27 protein-coding genes and 1 other RNA gene are annotated in these 26035 nt (G+C 73.8%); 12 read left to right on the forward strand and 16 right to left on the reverse strand.

Annotated features, from left to right (window positions below; all coding sequences use genetic code 11):
• Positions 1 to 31: 31 nt before the first annotated feature.
• Positions 32 to 766 (reverse strand): MerR family transcriptional regulator, encoded by a 735-nt coding sequence (locus tag ACFWUZ_RS29800; RefSeq protein ID WP_384379637.1) that lies wholly within the window; start codon positions 764 to 766, stop codon positions 32 to 34.
• Positions 767 to 843: 77 nt separating this feature from the next.
• Between ACFWUZ_RS29800 and rnpB the strand changes: the two genes are divergently transcribed.
• Positions 844 to 1246: RNase P RNA component class A (rnpB, locus tag ACFWUZ_RS29805), an RNA gene on the forward strand.
• 70 nt (positions 1247 to 1316) lie between these two features.
• On the opposite strand, the gene ACFWUZ_RS29810 is transcribed toward rnpB, so the two are convergent.
• Genes ACFWUZ_RS29810 through ACFWUZ_RS29820 form a run of 3 tightly spaced genes read right to left on the reverse strand, consistent with a single transcriptional unit; the run spans position 1317 to position 4311 of the window.
• Positions 1317 to 2714: a bifunctional RNase H/acid phosphatase gene (locus ACFWUZ_RS29810; RefSeq protein WP_384379640.1), complete on the reverse strand. Its 1398-nt coding sequence runs from the start codon at positions 2712 to 2714 to the stop codon at positions 1317 to 1319.
• On the reverse strand, positions 2714 to 3457 hold the full coding sequence (locus tag ACFWUZ_RS29815) for a zinc ribbon domain-containing protein (protein WP_384379740.1): 744 nt from the start codon (positions 3455 to 3457) through the stop codon (positions 2714 to 2716). The genes ACFWUZ_RS29810 and ACFWUZ_RS29815 overlap by 1 nt, the downstream gene beginning before the upstream one ends.
• On the reverse strand, positions 3454 to 4311 hold the full coding sequence (locus ACFWUZ_RS29820) for a Nif3-like dinuclear metal center hexameric protein (RefSeq protein WP_384379643.1): 858 nt from the start codon (positions 4309 to 4311) through the stop codon (positions 3454 to 3456). Before ACFWUZ_RS29820 ends, ACFWUZ_RS29815 begins: the two co-directional genes overlap by 4 nt.
• 198 nt (positions 4312 to 4509) lie before the next feature.
• Here ACFWUZ_RS29820 and ACFWUZ_RS29825 point away from each other — a divergent pair, with 198 nt between their 5' ends.
• Positions 4510 to 5673, forward strand: a complete 1164-nt coding sequence (locus ACFWUZ_RS29825) for a hypothetical protein (protein WP_384379646.1) — start codon at positions 4510 to 4512, stop codon at positions 5671 to 5673.
• On the opposite strand, the gene ACFWUZ_RS29830 is transcribed toward ACFWUZ_RS29825, so the two are convergent.
• From ACFWUZ_RS29830 to ACFWUZ_RS29840, 3 genes are read right to left on the reverse strand one after another with little or no spacing between them, the layout of a single operon-like run.
• Positions 5648 to 6601: a 3-oxoacyl-ACP reductase gene (locus ACFWUZ_RS29830; protein ID WP_384379649.1), complete on the reverse strand. Its 954-nt coding sequence runs from the start codon at positions 6599 to 6601 to the stop codon at positions 5648 to 5650. The genes ACFWUZ_RS29825 and ACFWUZ_RS29830 overlap by 26 nt on opposite strands.
• A gap of 24 nt (positions 6602 to 6625) precedes the next feature.
• Positions 6626 to 7702, reverse strand: coding sequence for a Zn-dependent alcohol dehydrogenase (locus ACFWUZ_RS29835; protein ID WP_384379652.1), 1077 nt, complete (start codon positions 7700 to 7702; stop codon positions 6626 to 6628).
• 29 nt (positions 7703 to 7731) lie between these two features.
• Positions 7732 to 8586 carry a MaoC/PaaZ C-terminal domain-containing protein gene (locus tag ACFWUZ_RS29840; RefSeq protein ID WP_384379655.1) on the reverse strand — a complete coding sequence of 285 codons (855 nt, stop codon included), beginning with the start codon at positions 8584 to 8586 and terminating at the stop codon, positions 7732 to 7734.
• Positions 8587 to 8829: 243 nt separating this feature from the next.
• Here ACFWUZ_RS29840 and ACFWUZ_RS29845 point away from each other — a divergent pair, with 243 nt between their 5' ends.
• The 5 genes from ACFWUZ_RS29845 (at position 8830) to ACFWUZ_RS29865 (ending at position 12360) form a co-directional block, all read left to right on the forward strand.
• The gene (locus ACFWUZ_RS29845) at positions 8830 to 9192 is read left to right on the forward strand and encodes a DNA-binding response regulator (RefSeq protein WP_384379743.1); all 363 of its coding nucleotides are present in this window, start codon (positions 8830 to 8832) and stop codon (positions 9190 to 9192) included.
• 146 nt (positions 9193 to 9338) lie between these two features.
• Positions 9339 to 9839 carry a hypothetical protein gene (locus tag ACFWUZ_RS29850; protein WP_384379658.1) on the forward strand — a complete coding sequence of 167 codons (501 nt, stop codon included), beginning with the start codon at positions 9339 to 9341 and terminating at the stop codon, positions 9837 to 9839.
• A gap of 31 nt (positions 9840 to 9870) precedes the next feature.
• Positions 9871 to 11217, forward strand: coding sequence for a hypothetical protein (locus tag ACFWUZ_RS29855; protein WP_384379661.1), 1347 nt, complete (start codon positions 9871 to 9873; stop codon positions 11215 to 11217).
• A gap of 29 nt (positions 11218 to 11246) precedes the next feature.
• The gene (locus tag ACFWUZ_RS29860) at positions 11247 to 11759 is read left to right on the forward strand and encodes a hypothetical protein (protein WP_384379664.1); all 513 of its coding nucleotides are present in this window, start codon (positions 11247 to 11249) and stop codon (positions 11757 to 11759) included.
• 91 nt (positions 11760 to 11850) lie between these two features.
• Positions 11851 to 12360 (forward strand): hypothetical protein, encoded by a 510-nt coding sequence (locus tag ACFWUZ_RS29865; protein WP_384379667.1) that lies wholly within the window; start codon positions 11851 to 11853, stop codon positions 12358 to 12360.
• Positions 12361 to 12610: 250 nt separating this feature from the next.
• On the opposite strand, the gene ACFWUZ_RS29870 is transcribed toward ACFWUZ_RS29865, so the two are convergent.
• From ACFWUZ_RS29870 to ACFWUZ_RS29890, 5 genes are all read right to left on the reverse strand, one after another.
• The gene (locus ACFWUZ_RS29870) at positions 12611 to 13795 is read right to left on the reverse strand and encodes a lipid-transfer protein (RefSeq protein ID WP_384379670.1); all 1185 of its coding nucleotides are present in this window, start codon (positions 13793 to 13795) and stop codon (positions 12611 to 12613) included.
• A gap of 11 nt (positions 13796 to 13806) precedes the next feature.
• Complete coding sequence (locus ACFWUZ_RS29875) at positions 13807 to 15948, reverse strand: acyl-CoA dehydrogenase (RefSeq protein WP_384379673.1); 2142 nt, start codon at positions 15946 to 15948, stop codon at positions 13807 to 13809.
• Positions 15949 to 16638: 690 nt separating this feature from the next.
• Entirely contained in the window at positions 16639 to 17379 is a 741-nt protein-coding gene (locus tag ACFWUZ_RS29880; protein WP_384379676.1) for a phosphotransferase, read from the reverse strand.
• Between the two features lie 130 nt (positions 17380 to 17509).
• Positions 17510 to 17776 (reverse strand): DUF397 domain-containing protein, encoded by a 267-nt coding sequence (locus ACFWUZ_RS29885; protein WP_384379679.1) that lies wholly within the window; start codon positions 17774 to 17776, stop codon positions 17510 to 17512.
• The gene (locus tag ACFWUZ_RS29890) at positions 17736 to 18584 is read right to left on the reverse strand and encodes a helix-turn-helix transcriptional regulator (protein ID WP_384379682.1); all 849 of its coding nucleotides are present in this window, start codon (positions 18582 to 18584) and stop codon (positions 17736 to 17738) included. The genes ACFWUZ_RS29885 and ACFWUZ_RS29890 overlap by 41 nt, the downstream gene beginning before the upstream one ends.
• 198 nt (positions 18585 to 18782) lie before the next feature.
• Here ACFWUZ_RS29890 and ACFWUZ_RS29895 point away from each other — a divergent pair, with 198 nt between their 5' ends.
• The 4 genes from ACFWUZ_RS29895 (at position 18783) to ACFWUZ_RS29910 (ending at position 22599) form a co-directional block, all read left to right on the forward strand.
• On the forward strand, positions 18783 to 19427 hold the full coding sequence (locus ACFWUZ_RS29895; RefSeq protein WP_384379685.1) for a class I SAM-dependent methyltransferase: 645 nt from the start codon (positions 18783 to 18785) through the stop codon (positions 19425 to 19427).
• A gap of 74 nt (positions 19428 to 19501) precedes the next feature.
• Positions 19502 to 20503 carry an N-acetylmuramoyl-L-alanine amidase gene (locus ACFWUZ_RS29900; protein WP_384379688.1) on the forward strand — a complete coding sequence of 334 codons (1002 nt, stop codon included), beginning with the start codon at positions 19502 to 19504 and terminating at the stop codon, positions 20501 to 20503.
• Positions 20504 to 20653: 150 nt separating this feature from the next.
• The gene (locus ACFWUZ_RS29905) at positions 20654 to 21484 is read left to right on the forward strand and encodes a hypothetical protein (RefSeq protein WP_384379691.1); all 831 of its coding nucleotides are present in this window, start codon (positions 20654 to 20656) and stop codon (positions 21482 to 21484) included.
• 104 nt (positions 21485 to 21588) lie between these two features.
• Positions 21589 to 22599, forward strand: coding sequence for an LLM class F420-dependent oxidoreductase (locus ACFWUZ_RS29910; protein ID WP_384379694.1), 1011 nt, complete (start codon positions 21589 to 21591; stop codon positions 22597 to 22599).
• On the opposite strand, the gene ACFWUZ_RS29915 is transcribed toward ACFWUZ_RS29910, so the two are convergent.
• On the reverse strand, positions 22596 to 22985 hold the full coding sequence (locus ACFWUZ_RS29915) for a hypothetical protein (RefSeq protein WP_384379697.1): 390 nt from the start codon (positions 22983 to 22985) through the stop codon (positions 22596 to 22598). The genes ACFWUZ_RS29910 and ACFWUZ_RS29915 overlap by 4 nt on opposite strands.
• 110 nt (positions 22986 to 23095) lie before the next feature.
• Entirely contained in the window at positions 23096 to 23671 is a 576-nt protein-coding gene (locus tag ACFWUZ_RS29920; RefSeq protein ID WP_384379746.1) for a hypothetical protein, read from the reverse strand.
• Between the two features lie 178 nt (positions 23672 to 23849).
• Between ACFWUZ_RS29920 and ACFWUZ_RS29925 the strand changes: the two genes are divergently transcribed.
• Positions 23850 to 24152, forward strand: a complete 303-nt coding sequence (locus ACFWUZ_RS29925; protein WP_384379699.1) for a hypothetical protein — start codon at positions 23850 to 23852, stop codon at positions 24150 to 24152.
• Between the two features lie 54 nt (positions 24153 to 24206).
• On the opposite strand, the gene ACFWUZ_RS29930 is transcribed toward ACFWUZ_RS29925, so the two are convergent.
• Positions 24207 to 25289, reverse strand: coding sequence for a prenyltransferase (locus ACFWUZ_RS29930; protein WP_384379701.1), 1083 nt, complete (start codon positions 25287 to 25289; stop codon positions 24207 to 24209).
• Positions 25286 to 26029, reverse strand: a complete 744-nt coding sequence (locus ACFWUZ_RS29935) for a class I SAM-dependent methyltransferase (RefSeq protein WP_384379704.1) — start codon at positions 26027 to 26029, stop codon at positions 25286 to 25288. Before ACFWUZ_RS29935 ends, ACFWUZ_RS29930 begins: the two co-directional genes overlap by 4 nt.
• Positions 26030 to 26035 lie beyond the last annotated feature (6 nt).

The raw sequence follows: 26035 nt of genomic DNA on the forward strand, positions 1-26035 counted from the left end.
TTCCTCCCCGCCCCGTCCGTTCCCGGCCCGTTCATCCCCGGCCCCTCTCCATGAACGCCTCCATGACCCTGCGGACGACCTCGGCCTGGGCGGGGGCGTACTCCGCGAGCAGCGCCTCCTGGAATCCGGCCACCACCTGCCCCTCGGCGGGGACCGCGGCGAACACCTCGTCGGGGACGGCCGCCACCAGTTCCGCCGCCAGCACCGGGATCCGCGGATCGTCCGTCGGAGCGCCGGCGAGCGAGTCGAGGCGTTCGTACAGGGCGAGCAGCGCCGGGTCGGCCGCCAACGGCCCGAGCGCGGCGTACAGTTCCTGGCCGCCGGCGCCGGAGGCGTCGAGGAGCGTCAGGTGCTCGCGGTCCTTCACGGCGGTGGGCGAGGTCGTGGGCGGCGCCTTCGCGAGGAGCGCGGCGAGCGCGGGGGACAGCGGCCCGGTCTCCCCCGGCTCGGCGGCCAGGAGCACGGCGAGCCGCCGCCGGCGCTCCCCGATCCCGGCCTCCTGCCGGGCCAGGTCGGCGTCCAGCTCCTCCAGTACGTCGGCCAGTTCGCGCCCGGCGTCGTCCGCGAGCACGTCCCGCACCTCGTCGAGGCTGAGCCCTAGCTCGGTGAGGCGGCGTACGCGCGCCAGCAGGACGGCGTCGCGGACGCTGTAGGCCCGGTATCCGTTGGGGCGCCGCTCCGGTTCCGGGAGCAGCCCGACATGGTGGTAGTGCCGGATCGCCCGGGTCGTGACCCCGACGAGCGCGGCGATCTCTCCGATCCGCATGCCCCCAGTAGAAACCCTGCCGCTGCGTCAAGGTCAAGCCGCGACGGCACAGCCGGTAACATGGTCGGCACGACAGACGAGTCGGCCGGGCGGCCGCGTCGGGATCCCCGGATCCCGCCGAGGAACGTCCGGGCTCCACAGGGCAGGGTGGTGGGTAACGCCCACCCGGGGTGACCCGCGGGACAGTGCCACAGAAAACAGACCGCCGGGGGCTTCGGCCCCCGGTAAGGGTGAAACGGTGGTGTAAGAGACCACCAGCGCCTGGGGTGACCCAGGCGGCTAGGTAAACCCCACCCGGAGCAAGGTCAAGAGGATCCGTCCCCGGACGGGTCTGCGCGGACGATCGAGGGCTGCCCGCCCGATGTCCGCGGGTAGACCGCACGAGGCCGGCGGCAACGCCGGTCCTAGATGGATGGCCGTCTCCCCGGCGACCGCGAGGTCTCCGGGCGACAGAACCCGGCGTACAGGCCGGCTCGTCTGCCGTACCCGCGCATCGCAGAACCCCCGCCGCGGACGGCGGGGGTTCTCGCGTTCCACGCTGCCGGTGCCGCTACCGCAGGTGGGAGGTGTCGTTCAGCAGGCGCACCGAGGCGTTGCCGTCGGCGTAGTAGGCCACCGCCGACAGGGAGGCCGCCGAGAGTTCCATGCGGAACAGCGATTCCGGCGGGGCACCGAGGGCGAGGCGGACCAGGATCTTGACCGGTGTCACGTGGGTGACCAGCAGGACCGTGCGGCCCGCGTGGGCGGCCAGCAGCCGGTCCCGGGTCGCCGAGATGCGGCGGGTGGCGGCGGTGAAGCTCTCGCCGCCGCCGGTGGGTGCCGCCCTCGGGGAGTCCAGCCAGGTCTGCAGGTCATCGGGGAACCGCTCCCGCACCTCGGCGAAGGTCAGGCCCTCCCAGGCCCCGAAGTCCACCTCGCGCAGGCCCTCTTCGACGGTCACCTGCAGCCCGAGCCGGTCGGCGACGGCCTGGGCGGTCTCGCGGCAGCGGCGCAGCGGGGAGCTGATGACCGCCTGCACGGTGCCCCGCGCGGCCAGTGCCCCGGCCACCGCGGCGGCCTGCCGCCGGCCCGCTTCGGACAGTTCGGGGTCGCTGCCGCCGCTGCCGGAGAAGCGCTTCTGCGGGGTGAGGGCGGTCTCGCCGTGCCGCAGCAGCACGAAGGTGGCGGGCGTACCCATGTCCGGGCCCCAGCCGGATCCCCCGGCGGGGGCCGGAGCCCCGACCGCCGTGGCGGCGGCGCCGGCCTGGCCGGGCACGTCCACGAGGAGGGGGCCACCGGCCGGGGCGGCGGTCGGGTCGGCGAAGAGCGTGCCGTCGGCGGCCGGTGCGCCGGAGGCGGCCCGCAGGGGCGCGGTCACGGCCGCACCGGGGCCCGTACCGCCGCCGGAGGCGGAGGCCAGGGCCGCGCGGACGGCTGCCGCGCCCGCGGCCGCGTCACCCGCAGGGCCCGCGGCGGGCGGTGTGGCGAGGGCGCGGGCCGCGCCGTGGTCGAGGGCCGCCGAGGAGGACGACGGCTCCCACTGCCCGCCCCACTGCCCGCCCCGCTTGCCCGCGTCCATCGCCTCGTTGGCGAGCCGGTCGGCGTGCTTGTTCCGTTCGCGCGGGATCCACTCGTACGTGACCTGCGCGCGCGGCAGGATCTTCGCCGCTTCGGCGGCGAGCGGCTTCATGTCGGGGTGCTTGATCTTCCAGCGGCCCGACATCTGCTCGACGACCAGCTTGGAGTCCATCCGGACCAGGACGGCCGCGTCCGCCGCCAGCTCGCGGGCGGCTCGCAGCCCGGCGATCAGGCCCTTGTACTCGGCGACGTTGTTCGTCGCGACGCCGATGTACTCCGCGCGCTCGGCCAGCGTCTCCCCCGTGGCGGGGTCGAGCACCACCGCGCCGTAGCCGGCGGGACCCGGGTTGCCCCGGGAACCGCCGTCCGCCTCTACGACAAACCGTGCCATCAGATGCCCGAGTCGGCCGTACGGACCAGGATGCGGCCGCAGTTCTCGTGACGTACGACCTGGTTGCGCGCGGCGGCCTTGATCTCGTTGACCTCGGCCATGTCGAGCTCCAGCCGGCAGCCCTCGCAGCGGCGCTGGTACAGGCGCGCGGCGCCGACCCCGCCCTGCTTGACGCGGATCTTCTCGTAGAGCGCCATCAGGTCGGCCGGCATGGAGCCGACGATGACCTCGCGGTCCTTGGCGATCTTGGCGGCCTCGGCGTCGAGTTCGCCGGTCGCGGCGTCGCGGCGCGCGGTGGCGTCCGTCAGCTGGGCCTCCAGCGCGGAGACCCGCTCGGTGAGCCCGGTGACGCGCTCCGTCGCGGCCTCCAGGCGCTCCATGACCTCCAGGACCACGTCCTCCAGGTCGCTCTGCCGCTTGGCGAGGGAGACGACCTCGCTCTGCAGGTTCGCCAGGTCCCGGGCCGAGACGCCCGTGCCGGAGTCGAGCCGCTGCTGGTCGCGGGCCGCGCGCTGGCGGACCTGGTCGACGTCCTGCTCCGCCTTGGTCTGCTCGCGGGCGGCGTCGCTGGCCTGCGTCTGGGCGGCGACGAGCAGGTCGCGCTGCTGGCTGAGGTCCTTGGTCACCGAGTCGACCTCGGCGTGCTCGGGGAGCGACTTGCGCTTGTGGGCGAGCTGAGACAGCCGGACGTCGAGGTCCTGGACGTCGAGAAGTCGGATCTGGTCGGCGGGCTCGGCGTTCAGTTGGGGGCTCCAGAGATAGAAGGGGGTGTCACGGACGGCGCGTGCACCGTCCACGGGTCGGTGACCGTGCGCGAGACGTGGGTACGCAGGCCCCAGCCGTGGCGCTCGGAGATGGCGTCGAGCTGTGCGGCGGCCTGCTCGCACCAGGGCCACTCGGTGGCCCAGTGGGCGGCGTCGACGAGGGCGAGCGGGCTCTGCTCGCGGGCCTCGGACACCGGGTGGTGGCGCAGGTCGGCGGTGACGAAGGCGTCCACGCCCGCGGCACGGACCTGCTCGAAGAGGCTGTCCCCGGAGCCGCCGCTGACGGCGACGCGCCGGACCAGCGCGTCCGGGTCGCCGGCCACGCGGATGCCCTGCGCGGTCGGCGGCAGCCAGGCGGCGCAGCGGGCGGCGAACTCCCGCAGGGTCTCGGGGCGGTCCAGCTCGCAGATCCGGCCGAGGCCGCGGCGGCCCGCGGGGTCGGTGGCGTCGGGCACCAGCGGGCCGGTCACCCGCAGGTCCAGGGCGCCGGCGAGGGCGTCGGACACCCCGGGGTCCGCGGTGTCGGCGTTGGTGTGGGCCACGTGCAGCGCGATGTCGTTCTTGATCAGCGTGTGCACCACGCGGCCCTTGAAGGTGCCGGCTTCGACGGTGGTGGTGCCGCGCAGGTAGAGGGGGTGGTGGGTGACGATCAGGTCCGCACCCAGTTCCACCGCCTCGTCGGCGATCTCCTGCACGGGGTCCACGGCGAACAGGACCCGGGAGACCTCGGCGTCGGGCTCGCCGCAGACGGTCCCGACGGCATCCCACTGCTCGGCCCGCGAAGGGGGCCAGAGAGCGTCCAGCGCGGCGATGACTTCAGAGAGACGGGGCACGGGCCAAGGCTACCGTCCACGGCGGGCGTCCCGGTCAGGACCGGGAGGCCCGGAGGGAGGCCCACTGCCCCGCAGCACAGACGTCACCTCTTCCACACGCGAATCGCCGCCCGGACACCCTTATGTGTGAAGCCGCCCTGGTCGTGTTGTCCGGCAGGAAGTGCGAAAACTAGCTTCCTGACCGGAGGTGACGCACGGATGACTGTCTGTGCCATCGAAACGACGACGGCCACGCCCGCGACCCCGGCCGCGGCCCCGTTCACCATCGCCGCGGACGGGTCGTACGCCGCCCGGCTCGCGGGCGACGGCGAGGCGCTCTACGCGGAGCGCTGGACCCTGGGGCCCGAGGTCTACGCGGTGCCGCTGCCCCTCGCTCAGCCCGAGGAGGCCGACAGCGAGGTGCTGCCGCTGTCCGACGGGCGGGTGCTGATCCACCGGCGGGTCGCGGACCGGCACGCCTTCGCCCTGCTGTACCCGACGGGCGCCGCGGCCGGACCGCGCACCGGGGAGCTGCCCCTGGGCTCGGTGGGCGCGCAGGAGGGCGTACGGGTGCGCCTGCTGCCGCCGTCGCCGGACGGTTCCTGCGCCTTCGCCCTGGCCGTGTCGGACACCGCGAGCACGGTCTGGCAGGTGGCCGGGGGCGGTGCGCCGGGACCGCGGCGGGTGGCCCGGATCCCCGGACGGTGCTCCGGCGGGGTCTGGCTGGACCGGACGGGCCGGATGCTGGCCCTGGACCGCACGTCGGACGGGGTCACGAAGGCCGTCGCCGTCGACCTGGCCGGCCCCGTCGGCGCCGAAGGCGGCGCCGGCAGCGAGGTCTCCCCGCTGCTCCAGATCGCGGAGGGCAGCGACGACCGGCTGCTGCTCGCCGATCCCGACAGCGGGCTGCTGCTGATCCGCTCGGACGCCCCGGGGCAGCCCCGGCTCGGCTGGGGGGTGCTGGGCAGCTCCCTGCCGGTCCGCTTCCCGGAGTGCCTGCGGGCCCAGGGCCTGGCGGACGCCGTGCCCTTCGCCGTGCAGCCGGGACAGGCCCTGATGCCGGAGACCTGCGGGGTCGCGCTGCGGACGGGCCCGCCGGGGCCGGCGGCCGGGCTCGCCCTGTGGCGCCCCGCCGACCGGCACGTCCTGCGGCTCGGCCCTCCGGTGGGCTGGCTGGGCGGGACCGGCCTGTGGAGCCGGGAGGGCCGGCTCCACCTGCCGTACGCGACCCCGGAGGTGCCCTGCGGGATCCTCGGGACGATCCTGCCCGTCGCCCCTCCCCCGCCGGTCCGGCTGGACCCGCCGCCGGAGTCGGCGCCCCGCCCGGTCCCGCTGCAGCAGGCCCCGCTCGGCCGGCCTACCGCGGTGCGGAGCCGTGCTTGAGGCCGAGGACCTCCGCCGCGGCGAAGGTCTCGTTCGCCGGGCGGGAGTCGTAGTGCGGGGTGAGGACCGCGTCGAGCTCCTCGTAGGAGAAGGCCTCCTTGGCGGTGTCGAACTTGGCGGCCACCTTCGGCCGTTCCATCACGACCACGATCCCGCCGTGCACGACGAACAGCTGGCCGTTGGCCCCGGCCGCGGCGGGCGAGGCCAGGTAGCCGACGAGCGGGGAGACGTGCTCGGGGGCGAGGGCGTCCAGCTCGCCCTCCTCCGGGACCTGGAAGCCCGCGAAGACGTCCTCGGTCATCCGGGTCCGGGCGCGCGGGCAGATGGCGTTGGCCGTCACACCGTACTTCGCGAGGGCCAGGGCGGTGGACGTGGTCAGGCCGACGATGCCGCCCTTGGCCGCCGCATAGTTCGGCTGACCGGCCGAACCGCCGAGGAAGGCCTCGGAGGAGGTGTTGACGATCCGGCCGTAGACCGGGCCGCCCGCCGCCTTCGACCGCTCCCGCCAGTGCACGGACGCGAAGTGCGTGGTGTTGAAGTGGCCCTTGAGGTGGACCCGGATCACCGAGTCCCACTCCTCCTCCGACATCGAGAAGACCATCCGGTCGCGCAGGATGCCCGCGTTGTTGACCAGGATGTCGAGCTTGCCGAAGCTGCTCACCGCCAGGTCGACCAGTTCGCGGGCCTGCTCGAAGTCGGCCACGTCGCCCAGGTGCGCGACCGCCTGCCCGCCCGCGGCACGGATCTCCGCGGCGACCTCCTCCGCCGGGGCGGCCGAGGCCTCCCCGGAGCCGTCGCGGCCGGGCTGGCCGAAGTCGTTGACGACCACGCTCGCGCCGAGCCGCGCGAGTTCGACCGCCTCGGCCCGGCCGAGGCCGCGGCCCGCACCCGTGACGATGGCGGACAGCCCCTCAAGTGGGAGTGACATCTACCGCATTCCTCTCAGAACGGATCAGATCTCGATGCAGGTGCGCAGGGCCGTGCCGGTGCGCATCTGGTCGAGTGCGTCGTTGATCTCGGCGAGCTGCACCCGGTGCGTGATCAGGCTCTCCAGGTCCACCCGGCCGGCCCGCCACAGCGCGATCGTGCGCTCGTAGGAGCGGAGCACGTCGCCGCCGCCGTACATCGACGGCAGGATCTTCTTCTCGTCGAAGAACAGCGAGAACATGTCGATCTGGAAGTTGTCGTCCAGCGCTCCCGCGCCGACGACGACCACGCTGCCGCCGCGCCGGGTCATCTTGTACGCGGTCTGCGCGGTGGCCGACTTGCCGACGACCTCGAAGACGTAGTCGAAGCCCTCGCCGCCGGTGATCCGGTTCTTGGCGTCGTCGAAGGCGTCCGGGGCGACCGCCTCGCTCGCCCCGAACCGCAGGGCGGCCCCGCGCCGCGACTCGACCGGGTCGACGGCGACGATCTGCGCCGCGCCCTGGACCTTGGCGCCCTGGATGACGGAGATGCCGACGCCGCCGCAGCCGATGACGGCCACCGAGGACCCGGCCTCCACCTGCGCGGTGTTGATGGCGGCGCCGAGGCCGGTCGTGACGCCGCAGCCGATGAGCGCGGCGATGTCGAAGGGCACGTCGTCGGGGATCGGGACGGCGCACCTGGCGTCGACGACGAGTTCCTCGGCGAAGGTGCCGGTGGCGGCGAAGCCGAAGATGTCCCCGCCCGCGCGCCGGAAGTTGGGGATGCCCGCGTTGACCAGGCTCTCCAGGCACAGATGGCCCTGGCCGCGCTTGCAGGAGGGACAGTGGCCGCAGGGCGGAAGCCAGCAGACGAGGACCCGGTCGCCGGGCTGGTGCCCGGTGACCCCGTCGCCGACGTCGGCGATCACTCCGGAGCCCTCGTGGCCCGGGACGAAGGGCGCCGGCTGCGGCAGGATGCCGCTCATCGCGGACAGGTCCGAGTGGCACAGGCCGGTGGCCTTGATCCGGATCTTCACCTTGCCGGGACCGGGGCCCACGGCTTCCATGTCGTCGACGACCTCGAGTTTGTCCTGGCCGATCTCGCTCTGCAGTGCTGCGCGCACGGTGCGGCTCCTTAAGGTCTGGTCTCGTACTACGCGTGTGCGACGACGGTGTCGGCGAGGACCGGGGCGTCGTCCCGTTCGGCGGCGCTCACCGACACCAGGACGCGGCCCGGCTCCTGCCACATCCGGATGCGGAGCGTCTCGCCCGGGAAGACGATCCCGGCGAAGCGCGTGCGGTAGGCGCGGACCCGGGAGACGTCACCGCCCAGGACGGTGTCCACGACGGCCTTGAGGGTCATCCCGTACGAGCACAGGCCGTGCAGGATCGGCTGGTCGAAGCCGGCCGCCTTGGCGAACTCCGGGTCGGCGTGCAGGGGGTTCCAGTCGCCGGAGAGGCGGTAGAGCAGGGCCTGGTCCTCGCGGATGCGCCGCTCCTCGGTGCGGTCGGGTGCGCGGTCGGGCTGTCCGGAGCTGACGGACGGGCCGCGTTCGCCGCCGAATCCGCCCTCGCCCCGTACGAAGAGCTGCGCGTCGCTGGTCCACAGCGGCCCGTCGGCGTCCGCGACCTCGGAACGCAGCACGATCACCGCGGCCTTGCCCTTGTCGTAGACGGCGGCGACCTTGGAGGTGGAGGTGGCCTCGCCCTTGACGGGGATGGGCCGGTGCAGCTCGATGGAGTGCCCGCCGTGCAGGACGGACGCGAGGTCGACGTCGATGCCGGGGGCGGCCAGGCCGCCGAGCATGGCCATGCCCGCACCGGCGACGGTCGCGAAGCTGGGCAGCACGTGGAGCCTGGACTCCAGCGTGTAGCGCAGCTCGTCGGAATCGTTGGCGGGGCGGCCCGCCCCGAGGCCGAGGTGGTACAGCTGGATGTCCTTGTGGTCCCAGCCGATGGACCCCACGCGGGGGTCGGCGGCGAGGGCCTTGGCGGCATCGATCGGCATGGGGATGCTGCTCCCTGTCTTGAACGGGGGCGTGGAAGACCTCGGTGCGGCCGTCCGCACCGTCGGCCGCACCGAGGTCGCATGCGGGACCGGTTCTAGAACGCGTTCTAGGGCCGGTGAGGGAATGTATAACGCACCCCCCAGCAGGAGGGAAGAGTCTTGACCTGCCGTCAGATTCCATTCCGCCAGAGCGTGTTGCCCGGGGCGGCGGAGGCTGGACCGTACCCTTCACCGGTGGAAGAAATGCCCGTTGACCACCGCCGGGGCCGTTCCCTGCGGGTGCTGCTGGATCCGCCGAACCCGGCGCTGGCGCTCCGGCTCGGCCTCCAGCCGGACATCGAGGTCGTGCGGGACGCGATGTCCCGCCCGGCGGTGGCGCTGGTGGAGGAGCCGGGCTCCGTCGCCGCGGTGCTGGCGGAGGATCCGGAGTGCCGGGTGCTGGTCATGGCCGGGTCGGCGCGGCCGGGCCTCGTGGACGCGGCCTTGGCCGCGGGCGCGGCGGGCCTGGTCCTGCGCGACGGCCCCATCGACGACCTGACGGAGGCCCTCCACCGCGCCTCCCGCGGCGAAACGGTGGTGGACCCCCCGTTCGAACGGACCCCTTAGGCCGTCGCCTTCGGATCGTGCCGGGCCCGCGCCGCCCGGCGGAACCCCATCCCGGCCCGCCTCCGGTCCGACGCGGCAGGGACCCCGTTCGACTCCCGCGCGCACAGCGCTCCTATGATCGATGCCTGCCGACGGGGAGGCACACCATGTCAGGGAATTCCGAACGGGAACCGGTTTTCGAAAGTGCGAGCAGCGCGGACCAGGACGCGGGCCTGCGACTGAACAGCGGACCACCTGGGCCGTACGCGCCGGGCGTCACGCCGACGCCGGTGGTCCCGTACGCTCCGGGCGTCACTCCGCCCTCGGCAGGACTGTTCTCGCCGGGCGGGTCCCAGGACTTCGCTTCGACGCCGGCCCAGAAGAAGGCAGCGGCCGGCACGATCGAGACGGAGCTGGAGCCGAACACCAAGAAGGCCTCGGAGCACGCGGACGACTCCACCGGGTCGGCCCAGAAGGGCTTCGAGGGCTGGGACACGGCCGCCGGCCTGAAGAAGGTGGCGGACACCTGGGACCAGCAGGTGAAGACCCTGATGGGCCGCCTCGCCGGCGAGAAGAGCGCGCTGCGCGGCGCCTCGGGGCTCTTCACCCAGAACGACACCGGTCTCGGCAACCAGTTCCTGTCGCAGTCGAAGCTGAACGGCCTGTAGGGGGACCGCTGTGCCTACGTACCACGAAGTCATGACCACGGACCTGGGTCTGCTGACGACAGCGGCCACCAAGTGGGATGCGATGGCGGGCGAGTTGCACAAGGTCGAGATCCGCTACGGCGAAACCGTGCAGAAGATATCGACCGGCGGCCAGAACTGGGTCGGCGTCAGCGCCGGCACCGCACAGACGGGTTTCACGGCGACCCGCTACGAGTACTCGGCCGCGCAGATCCAGGCCAAGGCGATCGCCGGCCTGTTGCGGGACGCCCACGCGCAGTTCACGGACCTGAAGAAGCGGGTCGAGAGTGCCCGGGCCGAGGCGATAGCCGCCGGCATGACCGTTTCGGAGCAGGGGCGCGTGGCCTTCGACTACGCCAAGCTCACCCCCGCCGAGCGCAGCGCCTACCAGCACGACCCCGACGGCGAGACCTCGATCCGCACCGCGGTCGCCAAGTGGCAGCAGCACATCGACGATCGGGTGAAGGCCGTCACCCAGGCGGACCAGCACGTCAAGATCGCCCTCGATGCCGCCGTGGTCGACAGCAACAAGGACAACTTCGGCAAGGGCGCCGACCAGACCCTCAACGGTTTCAACGCGGGCGCCGAGGGCGACCTGTCGAAGGTTCCGATGCCGGGAGCATCCGACAAGGACGCCACCACGAAGACCGACGGGTGGCAGTCCGAGGGCAAGGCCTCGGCGACCGGTCCCGCAGCGGGCGCTGCCGCCTACGGCCCCCAGTACGGCAAGGAGGCCTCGGCCAAGGCCTATGCCGACCTCGGCCATGCCACTGCTGAAGGATCTCTGACCAACGGGTCCATGAAGCTTTCCGGGATCGCCGACGCCTATGCGGGGGCCCGGGCCACCGCCAACGTCGGGTTCACCGAAGGTGGCCTCACCGGCAAGGCCGAGGCGTCCGTGGGCGGGCGGGCGCTGGCCGAGGGCCGGGCCGAGTACGGGCACATGGGCTATTACATGCGCGGTGAGGGATTCGCCGGAGCCGAGGCCGGAGTCAGCGCGGGGGCGAGCCTGAGCGGCGTCAATGCGGGGGCCAAGGCCTTCGCCGGGGCGAAGGCCTCGTACGCGGGAGGTGGAGAGCTGGCCGGGATCGGCGCCGGCGGGACGGCCGAGGGATGGGCCGGGGCGGGCGCCGAGGCCAAGGTGACCTTCGGCAAGGGCGAGGACGGCAAGTTCCACATCGGTGGCGAACTCGGCGTCGCTGTCGGCCTGGGCGGAAAGCTGGGCGGAGAGTTCACGGTCGACCCGGCCAAGGTCTCGGCCGCCGCGAGCGACGCCGCCAACGCCGTCGGGGATGCGGCCGGTGCGGTCGGCGACGCCGCCGGCTCCGTCAAGGACGAAGTCACCAGCTGGTTCGACTGATGTACGTTGCAGTGGAAGGAAGGACCTGAATGGCCACGACTCTGCCCCTCCCGATCGAGTTCCGCCTGCCGGAGGGCTGGATCCCGGCACCGCCGGACGAGGTCGACGCTCCGGCCGTGGCCTTCGTCGCTCTGCACCCGCGGGCGGACGCCGGGTTCACGGCCAACATCACCATCGACGGCGACTTCCTGTCGGAGGCCGAGACGCTGGAAGGCGTCGCCGACGACGCGGTGGAACGCCTGCGCGACGGCGCCGAGTCCGTGGCGGTGGTCCGGCGTAGCGGCGTCGGATCCGCGGAGGTTCCCGGCCTCACGCAGCGGCTGGCCCTCACGGCGGTCGTCGCAGGCGTGCGCCGCGAGCTCGTCCAGTCGCAGGTCTATCTGGCCATGCTGGACAGCACGGATCCGAAGCGGCGCGCCGTGATCCGGATGATCCTGACCGCCACCGCGACGCAGCACGACAGCGTCCTGGAAGACTTCCAGGACTTCCTCCGCACGGTCCGCCCGGACACCGGGCAGGAGCCCTCGGGCGGGGCACGGTAGCGCCTGGTCGGGCGAGGTCGCGGGCCGGGCGGATCCGGTCCTGCTGCGGGGAGATGTTGTGGTCGGGGCCGGAGCTTCGTAGGTTGGGCGGATGGGCTTCTTCGACAGACTGACCGGCACCGAACACCCCGACCGTGGTATCGCCCCGCGTTCCGCGGAGGAGGTCCGGGCAGCGCTGCTCGCGCTCAACGGGCCGCAGGTGCCGTTCGTCGTGCGCGGTGGTGACCCTGAAGGTGCCGACCTCGTGGCGGAATGGCGGATCTCGGATCCCGCCTGGCACACCTTCTTCGTGCGCACCCAGGTGAGCCGGGTCACCCAGTTCAGGATGCGTCTGGTCCCGGCGTCCCACGAAGTCCGCACCGTCGATCGCCAGTTCGAGGTCTCGTGGGTCGGCGGTACGCCCAGGCTGGCCGTGTCGGCCGAAGGGTCGCGAGGGCAGGTGAAGACGGTGTCGTGGCGCCGGTCGGTCGAGCGGGGGGCCGAGGGTGACCTCCAGGCGACGGAGTTCTACCGCTTCGACACCTCGGACATGAAGGACCCGCTGCGGGCCGCGGTCCTCGGCGCGGGGTGGACCTGGCGCGGAGCGCTCCTCAAGCTCTGACCTCCCCCTGCCGGGTCCCGCCCGGGGGGTGCGGGGTTCCGGGGCGCGCCCCCCGCACCGGAGCTGGCCCACCGGCCCGGCTCCGCGCCTCAAACGCCGGCGGGGCTCATCCACGGCTGCTGCCTCCACGCACCATCCGGCCCCGCCGCATCCAGCCGCGCCGCATCCAGCCCCGCCGGCGTTTGAGGCGCGGGCGCGGAGCGCCGTCGAGGGGGCCGGGGCACAGCCATGGCTGCGGGGCTGCGCCGGGCTAGCGGCGGAGGAGGGTGACGACCGCCGCGCCGCCCAGGCCGATGTTGTGGGCCAGCCCCACCCGGGCCCCCGGAACCTGGCGCGGCCCCGCCTCCGCACGGAGCTGCCAGACCAGCTCGGCCGCCTGCGCCAGCCCCGTCGCGCCGAGCGGGTGCCCCTTGGAGATCAGCCCCCCGGAGGGGTTGACCACCCACCGCCCGCCGTAGGTCGTCGCCCCGCTCTCCACCAGCTTCCCGGCGGCGCCGTCCCCGCACATGCCCAGCGCCTCGTACGTCAGCAGCTCGTTGACCGAGAAGCAGTCGTGCAGCTCGACGACGTCGACGTCCTCGATGCCGAGCCCGGAGGCCTCGTACACCTGCCGTGCGGCCGCCGCCGTCATCGGCTTGCCGACCACGTCGATGCAGGAGCCCCCGAAGCTCTCCCCGGTGTCCGTGGTCATCGCCTGCGCGACGATCTCCACCGCCTTGTCGTGCAGCCCGTGCCGGACGAGGAACCGCTCCGAGACCACCAGCGCGGCCGCCGCCCCGTCGGAGGTCGGGGAGCACTGGAGCTTGGTCAGCGGATCGTGGATCGGCTTGGCGGCCAGGATCTCCTCCACCGTGTACACGTCCTGGAACTGCGCGTTCGGGTTGTTCGCCGAGTGCCGGTGGTTCTTGGCGCCCACCGCGGCGAGCTGCGCGGCCGTGGTCCCGTACCGCTCCATGTGCTCCCGGGCGGCGTTCCCGAAGATCTGAGCGGTGGGCGGTGACGTCTCGAAGCCGTGCGCGGCGGCCATGATCCCGTAGTGCCGGGCGACCGGGGAGGTCTTGAAGTCACCGCCGTCCGCCCCGCCCCCCAGCGCCCCCCGCTTCATCTTCTCGAAGCCCAGCGCGAGGACGCAGTCGCTCAGCCCTCCCTCCACGAACTGCCGGGCCATCATCAGGGCCGTCGAACCCGTCGCGCAGTTGTTGTTGACGTTGTAGACGGGGACCCCGGTCAGCCCCAGTTCGTACGCGGCCCGCTGGCCGGCGGTGGAGGCCTGGAAGCAGTGGCCCACCGGCACCTGCTCGACGAGCCCGTAGTCCACGCCCGCGTCCGCGAGCGCCGCGGACCCGGCCTCCTTGGCCATGTCCCAGTACTGCCAGTCCCTCGACTCCGGCTTCTCGAACTTCGTCATGCCGACGCCCACGATGTACGACTTCATCCGCTGAACTCCTAGTCCCTGGGGAGGCCGAGGATCCGCTCGGCGACGACGTTGAGCTGGACCTGCGTGGTGCCCCCGGCGATGGTCAGGCAGCGGGACATGAGCATCCCGTGCACCGCCCGCTCCCCCGCCCCCTCGCACACCGCGCCCGCCGGCCCCAGCAGTTCGAGCGCCAGCTCGGCGGTCCGCTGCTGGTGGGGGGTCTGGACGAGTTTGCGTACGGAGGCTCCGGCGCCGGGCTCCAGTCCCGACACCTGCTGGAGGGTGGTCCGCAAGCCGATGCAGGCCAGGGCGTGGGCCTCGGCGGCGAGTGCACCGATCCGCGCCCGGTAGGCCCCGTCGAGGCCGGCGGAGCGGGCGATCAGGGCTTCCAGGCCGGTGTCGAAGGTCATCTGGTCGGCCATGTGGACGCGCTCGTTGCCGAGGGTGTTGCGGGCGACCTGCCAGCCGCCGTCCACCGCCCCGACCAGCGCGTCCGCCGGAAGCTCCGCGTCGTCGAAGAAGACCTCGTTGAAGAGGGCCTCGCCGGTGATCTCCTTGAGGGGCCGGACGTCGATCCCGGGGGTGTTGCGCATGTCGACGACGAAGTAGCCGAGCCCCTTGTGCCTGGGTGCGGCGGGGTCCGTGCGGGCCAGCAGGATGCCGTGGTCGGCGCTGTGCGCGGAGCTCGTCCACACCTTCTGCCCGTTGATCCTCCAGCGTCCGTCCGCGGTCCGTTCCGCCCTGGTGCGCAGCGAGGCGAGGTCGGAGCCCGCACCGGGTTCGGAGAAGAGCTGGCACCAGGTCAGGTCGCCGCACAGGGTGGGCCGTACGTACGCCTCCCGCTGCGCGTCCGTCCCGTAGGCGAGCAGGGAGGGCACGACCCAGGTCGCGATCCCCAGCTCGGCGAGCTGGACGCCGGCTTCCTTCAGCTCCTGCTGGACGACGAGCTGTTGGACGGGGTCCGCGCCGAGGCCGTACGGGGGCGGCAGGTGGGGGGCGGCGTAGCCGGTGGGGGCCAGGATCCGCCGGGCGGCCGCCGGGTCGAGGCCGCGCGCGTCCTCGATGGCGGCCCGGGCGCTCGCCCGGTACGCCTCGGCCCGCTCCGGCAGCTCCAGGCGCAGCTCGCGGCGCGCCCCGGCCGCCGCGCGGCGTACGGCCCGCACGCGGTGGCCGTCCCCGGGCCCGAGGAGCTGGCGGGCGACCAGGGCGCGGCGCAGGTGGATGTGGGCGTCGTGCTCCCAGGTGAAGCCGATGCCGCCGAGGATCTGGATGCAGTCCTTGGCGCAGGTGAAGGAGGCGTCCAGGGCGGTTCCGGCCGCCAGGGCGGCGACGAGCGTGCGCACCTCGGCGCTGGTGCCGGGTTCGTCCAGGGCGTTCGCGGCGTCCCAGGCCAGCGCCCTGGCCTGTTCGAGGCGGAGCAGCATGTCGGCGCACAGGTGCTTGACGCCCTGGAACTGCCCGATGGGCCGGCCGAACTGCTCGCGCACCTTGGCGTACCCGGCGGCGGTGTGCAGGGCCCAGGCGGCGGTGCCGCAGGCGTCGGCGGCGAAGAGGGTGCAGGCCAGGTCCCGTACGAGGGCCGCGTCGAGTTCCAGCACCCGGGCCGGTCCGGCGGTGACCCCGCGGGCGTGGACCTCGGCGGTGGGGCGGGTCGGGTCGGCGCTCTGGTGCGTACGGATGTCCAGTACGGCGGCGTCCACGGCGAACCAGCGGGTGCCGTGCGCGGCTTCGGCGGCGAGCAGGACGAGGTCGGCCTCGCCGGCGCCGAGCACGGGGGGTGCGGTGCCGTCGAGGAGGTAGCCGCCGCCTTCGACGGCGACGGCGGTCAGGGAGCCGGGGCCGAGGGCGACCGCTCCGACGCGGCCGTCGAGCGGCTCGGCCCCGGCCCGGTCCAGCAGGACGGAGGCCAGTGCGCTCGGCAGGTACGGCCCGGGGAGCGCGGCCCGGGCGGCCTCCTCCACGACGACGGCGAGGTCGAGCAGGGTGCCGCCCTCCAGGTGGGGCTCCAGCAGGCCCTGCGCGGCCATGGCGTCCCAGTAGGCGGGCCGCCGGCCCACGCCGGGCGGGGTGTCGAGCAGCTTGCGCACCTCTTCGGGGGGTGCGGCCCGCGCCGCCCAGCCGCGCACGGCCTCGGCCAACTCCCGGTGTTCCGCTGTGATTCCGATGCCCATGCGCGGCAGACTAGAACACGTTCCATTCTGACGGAAGGTCAGATCGGGGTGTTCTTCGCCGGGCCCCGGGAGGGCGGGCGATGCCCGGTCCCCCGGGGCCGGGCGCCTCGTGCCGCGGCCTGTCGTCGTGGCGGTCCTGCTCCCCGTTCCGCTCCGGCAGCGGAAGCCCGGCCGCCTCGTCGCAGCGCGGGAGGCTCAGGTGGCGGTCCGCTTCGACCGGCGGGCGCGGCGGGGCTCCCTCCAGGGCGTCCACCGGCGGCGGTATCCCGGACCAGACCGCCGCGACGAGCCCCGGGGCGGCCCCCAGGGGCTTGTGCCGCAGCCGGGGTCCGCGCGCTACGGGGCTCCGGCCGCGGCGGACGCCGCGCCCGCACGCCCGCCCCCGTCCGCCGGCGAGGCCGTACGGACGGGGTCGCCCGGCAGCCGGTCGATCTCCTCCTGCTGCCCCGCGGCCATCCGCCGGACCTCCCCGGGCCATTGCCTCGCACCGGCCGCGCCCTCCACGGCGGTCAGGACGAGAAGAACCGCCAGGTGGCTTCGGCCTCGTCCCCGGTCCGGCTGTTCCAGGTGCAGCCGGCCGTCGTCGCGCCCGAGCTGTCGTGCTGCGGCTTCCCCGTGCTCCGGGCCACGAAGCCGGAGGCACGGGCTCCGGTACGGCCTCCGGGTGGGCGGCCACCAGGTGCGGCCGCCCTACGGTGGGCCCCGTCGCGGCCACGGCCACCACGACGCGGGCGGCCGGCAGGGGCCGCAGCCGCCGGGCCTGCGCCCGGGGCACCGGAGCCCTGGGGCCGCCCCCGGCCGGGCTGCCCGGCCTGGTCGGGCCCCTGCCGCCCTCGGCGCGGCCGTGGCCCGGACCGGTGCGGCAGCTCCTCTCAGACCGGCGGGCGGAAACGGCCCGCGCCGGCGCCCGGCAGGACGCGAGGATCCCGCGCAGTCCGGGCGGTACGCCGTCCAGATCGGGGTCGGCGAGGACCGCCTCGTGCAGCGGGCCGGGCACCGCTCCGCGGCGAAGGGCGGGCTCCCCGCGCACCCCGCGCACCCCGCGACCAGGGTGGCGCCGAGGGCGAACACGTCGCCGGCGGGAGCGGGTTCCTGGCCCAGGACCTGTTCGGGCGACGTGTACGCGGGCGAGCCGATCAGCACGCCCGCGGGCGGGATGCCGAAGTCGATGACGCGGCCCCCGTCCTGGGCGCACAGCACGTGGGAGGGCTTCAGGTCCGGATGGATCAGGCCCGCCCGGTGGACGTCGGCCAGGGCGTGCGCGAGCCGAGCCGCCAGGCTGCGCACCGCCTCCTCGGGCAGCGGCCCGGCGGCTGCCAGGCCGGGTCGGCGTCGACGACGGGCGCGGTGAAGGCGCCCGACACCTTCAGGGAGGGCGCGACCTCCCGCCGGAACCGGGCCGGAAGCCCGCCTCCTCGGCCGGCTCCGCATGCACCCGCTTGCCCGCGACGAGCCGCCGTCCGGCCCGACCCCGGACAGCACCCGCCCCGTGCCGCCCTGCCCGAGGACGGCGACGCACCGGAAGGGCCCTAGGTGCGCGGGGTCGGCCGGCCCGAGGCCTTTATGCAGACAGGGACCCGACGAAGACGGCGAAGGCGTCGGCCCCGACGGTGAAGACGGGCCCCTCGGGGTCCTTGGAGTCCCGCACGGCGACCCGGCAGGGCCGGGCGGCGACCTCGACGCAGTTGCCGCCCGTGTCGGCGCTGTACGAGGACTTACGCCAGTCGGCGCCGCCGAGGGGGGCACATTCGATGCAATCCCCGCCGGTGTCGCCGCTGTAGGACGACTTACGCCACCGCGCGCCCGTCAGGTTCTGGATGGTCTCCATAGCGCTCCTCCATTACGCGGGCGATCCGTGCCGCCGACTCGTCCAGGGAGAGTGCGGCCGCCTGGAGGTGATCGTATCGGAGCGAACCCTCCCGGAAAGCTGGCGGATTGGCCGTCATATGGCCCTGGACGAAGTCCTCGGTGTAGACGAGGTCCGGGTCGTCCTCGAAGCGCAGGAGGTTGAACGAGCCCATCTGACCCGCATGGGCGCCCGCCTCGTAGGGCAGGATCTGCACCTGCACCCACTCCCGGCGCTGCTGCGTCAGCAGATGGGCGAGCTGGTTCCGCATGATTTCCCGGCCACCGATCTCCTGGTGCAGGACGGCCTCGCTCAGGACCACCCACAGCAGTGGCGGGTTCTCGCGGTCGAGTATCCGCTGGCGCTCCATCCGGGCGGCCACCTTGGCGTCGAGTTCCTCCTCCGTCCACACCCCCAGCACCGCTCGGGCGTACTCCTCCGTCTGCAGCAACCCGTACACCAACTGCGCCTGGAACGTGGACAGGTACGCCGCCCGAGCCTCCATCTCCGCGTACGGCTGGAACCACGTGGGCAGCTGGTTGCGCAGCACCAGACCCACCAGCCGGGAGAACAGGCCGCCCGTCCCCAGCGCCGCGTCGACCCGTTCCGAGAAGTCGCGGGTCGGGACGCGCCGGCCGTTCTCGACCATGCCGACCAGCGAGCCCGTGCAGAAGACGATGGCGCCGAGCTGCGCCTGGCTGAGCCCCGCGTCCTCTCTCAGGCGGCGCAGCTCGAAGCAGTAGTAGTCCAGCGGCGAGGCGCTGGGATCCAGATCGCGCGTACCGGCCATGGGACGGCCACCCCCAAGCTGCTGACACCGTTCGGCGTGCATGTCGGTCGTCGCCGAGCGTATTCACGCGGCCGCGCACGGCGGGCCGGAACGCCCGAACCGGCCGCATCCGGTCCTGCGGCGCCCCGACATGGACCCTTACCGATCGGTAGGGCAGCATGGGCCGCCACATACGCGCACCGCCCGCCGGAGGAACACATGGCCGCCACCCCCAAGCCGGAGACCCTCGCCGCCTTCGAGGCGGCCAAGGGGTTCATGCCCGTACGGGAGGGGCTCGCCCTGTACGGGGCGGCCGTCGCGGCCGGGGCGCTGGGGCTGCCGCTGCTGGAGGTCGGGACGTACTGCGGGCGCTCCACGATCCTGCTGGCGGACGCGGCCCGCGAGGCCGGGGTGGCGGCGATCACCGTCGACCACCACCGGGGAAGCGAGGAGCAGCAGCCCGGCTGGGAGTACCACGACCCGAGCGTCGTGGACCCGGAGGTCGGGCTCATGGACACGCTGCCCACCTTCCGCCGGACGCTGCACAGGGCCGGGCTGGAGGACCACGTGATCGCGATGGTGGGCCGGTCCCCGCAGGTCGCCGCCGCGTGGGGCGGTCCGCTGGGCTTCGTCTTCATCGACGGCGGGCACACCGACGAGCACGCGACGGGCGACTACGAGGGCTGGGCCCCGCACGTGGCCGAGGGCGGCACGCTGGTGATCCACGACGTGTTCCCGGACCCGGCCGACGGGGGTCAGGCCCCGTACCGGATCTACCTGCGCGCCCTGGCGTCCGGGGCCTTCGAGGAGGTCTCGGTGACGGATTCCCTGCGCGTGCTGCGGCGCACCGGCCCCGGCATCTGAGGGCCCGGGGCGTACGCGCCCACGGATGGAGCAGCATCCGCCTGCCGGGCAGTTCGTCGGATTAGCATCGCGGCGTGCGCAACGACGACAGCCCCTCGCCCCCGCCCCCCGAGTCCTCCGCGTCGGTCAGCCCGGACCGGCACTGGTTCACCCGCCGCTCCACCCTCGTCGTGGCGGCCGCCGCGCTGGCACCGGCCTGCCTGGCCGGCTGGGTGCTGACCCAGGCGCTGTCCGGCGCCGGGGCCGGCGGGCAGCCGCCGCAGGCCCGGCCGCTGCCCGCCTCCCACACGGCCAACGGGGACGCGAAGCCCAACGCGGCCGCGAGCGGGACGGACGCGGCGGCCGGGACGACGCCCTCCCCGGCCGCTCCCGTCCCCGCCGCTTCCCCGGCCCCGGCCAAGGGCCCCCTGTCCGGCCGGACGGTCGTCATCGACCCCGGCCACAACACGGGCAACTTCCAGCACGGCACCGAGATCAACCGGAAGGTGGACATCGGTACCGGCCGCAAGGAGTGCGACACCACCGGTACCACCACCAACTCGGGCTACATGGAAGCCGAGTTCACCTTCGACGTCTCCCAGCGGCTGAAGACCGTACTGGAGGCCCATGGCGTCAGGGTGGTCCTGACCCACCGCGCCGACCGGCCCTTCGGGCCGTGCATCGACGAGCGCGCCCGGATCGGCAACGAGGCGAAGGCCGATGCCGTGGTGTCCGTGCACGCCGACGGGGTCTCGGCGGGCAACCGCGGCTTCCACGTCATCCTCCCGGCCGCGGTCAAGGGCGGCGGCGCGGACACCGCGAAGATCGTGGGGCCCTCCCGGCAGCTCGGCGAGCGGATCGTCACGAACTTCGCCCGGACCACCGGCTCCTCCCCCGCCAACTACCTGGGCGCGGGTACCGGTTTGGACGTCCGCGACGATCTGGGCGGACTGAACCTGTCGACCCAGCCCAAGGTCTTCGTCGAATGCGGCAACATGCGTGACGCCAAGGACGCGGCGCTGCTGACGAGTCCGGAATGGCGGCAGAAGGCCGCCCAGGGCATCGCCGACGGCATCGTCGGGTTCCTGGGCGGGTAGTCCACGGGCAGCCCCGGCCGGGGCTGCTCGCCGCCCCGATCCTCTCGGCAGTGCGAGACGTCCGTACCATGGTGCCGCCCGCCCCGCTCCAGGCAAGAGCTGCGACCGCGGCACCACGAGACGACCGAGACCGAGAAGGACACCTAAGACGTGAACATCCGCTCCCTCACTCGAGGCGACGGCGTGGTGATCGGAGCAGCGGCGCTGCTGTTCATCGCCTCGTTCCTCGATTTCTACTCCACCACCGGCGGCGACCTCCCCGCCGCCTGGGACACCGACGCGTACCGCCTGGTGCTCCCCAGCGTCTTCCTGCTCGGTTTCATCGCGGCGGGCCTCCTCGTCGCCGCGCGATTCCAGCCGGAGACCCGCAAGGTGCTGGGCCTCCCCCTGGCGGCCTGGGGCACGGCGCTCGCCGTGTCGGCCGCCTGGTCGGCGCTGTGGGCGCTGATCACCTGCCCGAGCACCCTCGACCTGGGTGCCGGCGCGATCATCTCCTTCCTGGCCGCCCTGGCGCTGGCCGGCGTCGCCCTCTTCGGCGCGAAGGTCCCGGCGCTCGCCGGGGCCCTGGTGCCGGCGTCGGCGCCCACCGCCGTCCCGCCGTACGGGGGCGGCCAGCCGCTGCCGGGCGCCGGGTACGGCTACCCGGGCGGCCAGCAGCAGCCCTACGGGTCCACCCCGCAGCCGGTCCCGCCCTACGGCGGCACCCCGACTCCGGCCCCGGCCCCGGGCCCGCAGGACACGGGGCACCAGGCCCCCGCTCCGGAGCCGGCTCCCGCGGCCGACTTCACGCCGTTCTGGTTCGCCGTGCCCGTGGCCCGCCCCCTCTTCGCCGAGGACGGCTCGCCCACCCCGATCGCCGAACTCGCCCCCGGTACCTGGTACCTGGCCGTGGAGCAGCGCGGCGCCGGTGCGCTCGTCGCCCAGACCCAGGACGGCCGCCGCGGCGTCCTGAACGACACCTCGGGCATCCAGCGGGGCTGATCCCCGCCCCGGTCCGCACGGCCCCCCGCCCTTCCGGGCGGGGGGCCGTTGTTCTACAGTCACCTGACGCACCGTCAGGAACGGCTTCGCGGAGGGGACAGTACATGCGCCTCGGACTCGCACTCGGCTACTGGGGCCGCGGCCCCGACCCGGCCCACCTCGACCTCGCCGTCGAGGCCGAGCGGCTCGGCTACGACTCGGTGTGGACCGCCGAGGCCTGGGGCTCGGACGCCTTCACCCCGCTGACCTGGATCGCCGCGCACACCTCGCGGATCCGCCTCGGCACGGCCATCGCCCAGATGGCCGCCCGCAGCCCCACCGCGACCGCCATGCACGCGCTCACCCTGGACCACCTCTCCGGCGGACGGATGATGCTGGGCCTGGGCCTGTCCGGGCCGCAGGTCGTCGAGGGCTGGTACGGGCGGCCCTTCCCCGCGAGCCCGCTCACCGCGACCCGCGAGTACGTGGACGTCATCCGCCAGGTGCTGCGCCGCGAGGCCCCGGTCGCCCTGGACGGCCGCTTCCACGGCCACCCCTACCGCGGCGCGGACGGAACCGGCCTCGGCAAGGCGCTGCGGCCCATCACCCACCCGCTGCGCGCGGACCTGCCCGTGCTGCTCGGGGCGGAGGGCCCGAAGAACATCGCCCAGACGACGCGGATCGCGGACGGCTGGCTCCCCCTGTACTGGTCGCCCACCCGCACCGACGTCCACCAGGCCTCGCTGGCCGGCGTACCCGAGGGCTTCCTGATCGCGCCGATGACCCGCGCCACGGTGTGCGACGACGTCGCGGAGGGGCTGCTGCCGGTCAAGGCGATGCTCGGCTTCTACATCGGGGGCATGGGCCACGCGGCCCGCAACTTCCACGCCGACCTGATGGGGCGCATGGGCTACGAGGAAGAGGCCCGCCGCATCCAGGAGCTGTTCCTCGCCGGCCGCAAGGAGGAGGCGGTGCTGGCCGTCCCGGACGCCTTCGCCGACGAGATCTCGCTGGTCGGCCCGCGGGAACGGATCGCCGAACGGCTGGACCTGTGGCGCAAGGGCCCGGTCACCGACCTCCTCGTCACCGCCCCGGACCCGCACACCCTGCGCGTACTGGCGGAGCTCAACAGCTAGCCGGCGTCCTGCTCCGCCTGCGGTACGGCCTCCAGGAGTTCGCGCACGTCGAGCGGCATGACGGCGATCTCCATGGCTGCGCCGTCCCCGTACGCGCAGGTCACGATCCGCGAGCCGGGGTTGATGACGATGCCCTCCCTCACGGTGGGCATCCGCACCCCGGTGGCGCGGGCACCGGGCAGGGCCACGGGCTCGCCGCGCTCCGGGACCCAGCGGGCCTCGCCCGCCTCGGCGTACACCCTCCCGGGCCGCCAGCGGCCCCGGCCGGTCCGGGCCATGCCCGGGATCCCGGGCACGGGCCCGGCGGCCGTCCGCCGGAGGTGCTTGCGCCGCAGGAGCCACCCGGCCCCGGCGGCGGCGAGTACGGCCACCACGATCTCGATCACCCACCCATTGAAACAGGCCCGCGGCCCCGGGCGGGCCCTGGCCGGGGCGGTGGCGCCCGCTCCGGCCACGGCCTCCACGGGATCGGCGGCACAGGCCGCCCAGGGGTCCGCTAGCCGCCCAGTTGGGAGGTGCTGGGGACCTGGTCGGTGACGGGGGCCCCGGCGCTCTTGCCGGCGTCCTTCACCCCGTTGATGACCTTGTCGAAGGCGTCGATGTCCGCGTCGCCGGCCTGGCCCTTGCGGAGCTTGCTGCCGAGGCCCTTGAGGGACTCGATGCCCGCCGTCAGCGGACCCATCGCCTTCGACAGCAGCGGGTCGCCCTTGGCGTTGTCGGCGGCCGCCTTCAGCCGGTTGTACGCGAAGGCGCCCGCGAGCCCGGCCTTGATGAGGGCGAACGTACGGCCCTTGGCGCCCTTCTTGAACTTGCCCGCGCGGTACGGCTTCACGATCCACTGGTAGGTCGCCCCGGCCGCGAGCCCGGCGTTGGCGACGAAGCGCGTCTTGGCGAACTTCTGCTTCTCGGCGGAGGTGCTCGGCGAGGGCGTCACCGCCGCCTCGTCGGCCTCGGCCGCGGCGGGCTCGGCCGCCGCGAGGGCGGCCAGCTCCCCCATCGAGGCGGCGGAGAGCTCCTCCGCATGGCTCCTGGTGCCGGGGGCGTCGCTGCCGCATGCGGTGGCGCCGGCCATCAGGGCGGTGGACAGGACCACCGCCGTGACGGCGCGGCGGAATCGAAGGGTCGAGGGTAGGGACACGGTTTCCTCCGGGGACTGAGGTGTTCCCCGCAGCCTCACCCCGGCCCCGTGGCCGCACCACTTGGGGGACCCGTTCGGGTTTGCCCTGCGCCCGGGCGGCAAGACGCGCACCATGCCCACACACACCCGAGCAAGCGCACGCGGAAGCAGTCAGGCCGGGCGGGCCGTCGCACTCGTGGCGGACGTGCTGGCCTTCGTGATCGCCCTGTGGATCCTGCTCTACCTGCTGGACGCCAACCGGGGCAACGAGCTCGTGGAGTTCGTCCACGACACCGCGACCTGGCTGGCCGGCTGGTCGTACGACCTGTTCACCTTCAGCAAGGAATGGGTCCAGGTCGTCTTCGGCTACGGCCTGGCGGCCGTCGTCTACCTGCTCGTCGGCCACGCCGTGGCCGGCTGGCTCTACCGGCGCTGACCGGTCCGGACCGGACCGGGCCGGCCGGCTGGTCACCGCCGGCCCGGTCACCGGTCAGGCGCAGCAGTCGGGCTCCAGTCCGGCCGGGAGCGAAGTCCCGCCGAACACCTCGGTGGTGGCCTCGTCCCCGCCCAGCGCCGCCACGGCCAGCAGCAGGGACCCCGCGGTCCAGGTCGTCTGCTCCACCGGCCAGACCGCGTCGTCCTGGAACACGTACCCCGTCCAGTACATGCCGTTGTCGGCACGCAGGTGGGTGATCGACCGGAGCACCTCCAGCGCCCGGTCCGACTCCCCCGTCGCCCACAGGGCGAGCGCCAGCTCGCAGGACTCGCCGCCCGTCACCCACGGGTTCGGCAGCACGCAGCGCACCCCCAGGTCCGGCACGACGAACTCGTCCCAGCGGGCGTCGAGGCGCGCGGCGGCCTCGGCGCCCGTCAGCGCGCCGCCCAGGACCGGGTAGTACCAGTCCATCGAGTAGTGGTTCTTGTCGAGGAACCGCTCGGGATGGCGGCGGATGGCGTGCCGCAGCGCGCCCGCCGCCAGCTCCCAGTCGGGCTGCGGCTCCTCGCGGTGCTCGGCGATGGCCAGCGCGCAGCGCAGCGCCTGGTGGATGGAGGAGGAGCCGGTCAGCAGGGCGTCCGTGACGGGCGTGCCGTCGGACTCGCGCTTCCAGCCGATCTCGCCGCCCGGCTGCTGGAGCGCCAGGACGCACTCCACGGCCGCGAAGACGGCGGGCCACATCCGGTCGAGGAAGGCGTCGTCGCCGGTGGACAGGTAGTGGTGCCAGACGCCGACGGCTATGTACGCGGTGAAGTTGGTCTCGCGGCTGGGGTCCTGCGGCTCGGCGGTGTCCACGCCGTCCTCGCGGTCGGCGTAGGCCGCGTACCAGGAGCCGTCCCGGTTCTGGTGCCGGGCCAGCCACGCGTACGCCCGCTCGGCCGCCTCGTGCTCGCCGGCCACGTCCAGCGCCATCGCGGCCTCGGTGTGGTCCCAGGGGTCCAGGTGGTGGCCGCGGAACCACGGGATGGCCCCGTCGGCCCGCTGGGCGGCGAGGATGCCCGCCACCGTCTGGGCGGCCTCCCCGGCGGTCAGTACGCCGTCCAGGACGAGGTGTTCGGTACGTCCGGGGGAACTCACTGGACGTCGCCGGCCGGGAGGGCGGGCAGGTGCGGCTTGGTCGCGTACGCCACGAAGCTCTTGCCGATGACCGGGTTGAGGGCCTGCTCCGCGAGCCGCGTGGCCAGGGGCTTCTTCATGATGTCCCAGACCAGCAGCTTGTGGTACGCCTTGACCGGCAGCGCCTTGTCGTTGTCGACGCCGAAGGCGCACTTGAGCCACCAGTACGGGGAGTGCAGGCCGTGCGCGTGGTGGGTGCCGTACGGCTTGAGGCCGGCGGCCTCCATCTTGCCGAGCAGCTCGTCCGCCTTGTAGATGCGGATGTGGCCGCCCTCGACCTCGTGGTAGGCGTCGGAGAGCGCCCAGCAGATCTTCTCGGGGCCGTAGCGCGGCACGGTGACGGCGATGCGCCCGCCGGGCTTCAGCACGCGCACCATCTCGGCGAGCACGCCCTTGTCGTCGGGGATGTGCTCCATCACCTCGGAGATGATGACGACGTCGAAGGACTCGTCGGGGAAGGGCAGGGCGAGCGCGTCGCCCTCCATGGCGGTGGCGGTGGCCCCGGCCGGGGCCTCGCCCGCCTCCTTCATCGCGGCGAACCACTTGGCGACCTCGCGGATCTCCTCGCCGTTGCGGTCGACGGCGACCACCTGGGCGCCTCTCCGGTAGCACTCGAAGGCGTGCCGGCCTGCGCCGCAGCCCAGGTCGAGCACACGGTCGCCTGCGGCGAGCGGGAACCGGGAGAAATCGACGGTCAGCACGGGGTC

The organism is Streptomyces sp. NPDC058646 (assembly GCF_042716875.1).
Lineage (GTDB): Bacteria > Actinomycetota > Actinomycetes > Streptomycetales > Streptomycetaceae > Streptomyces.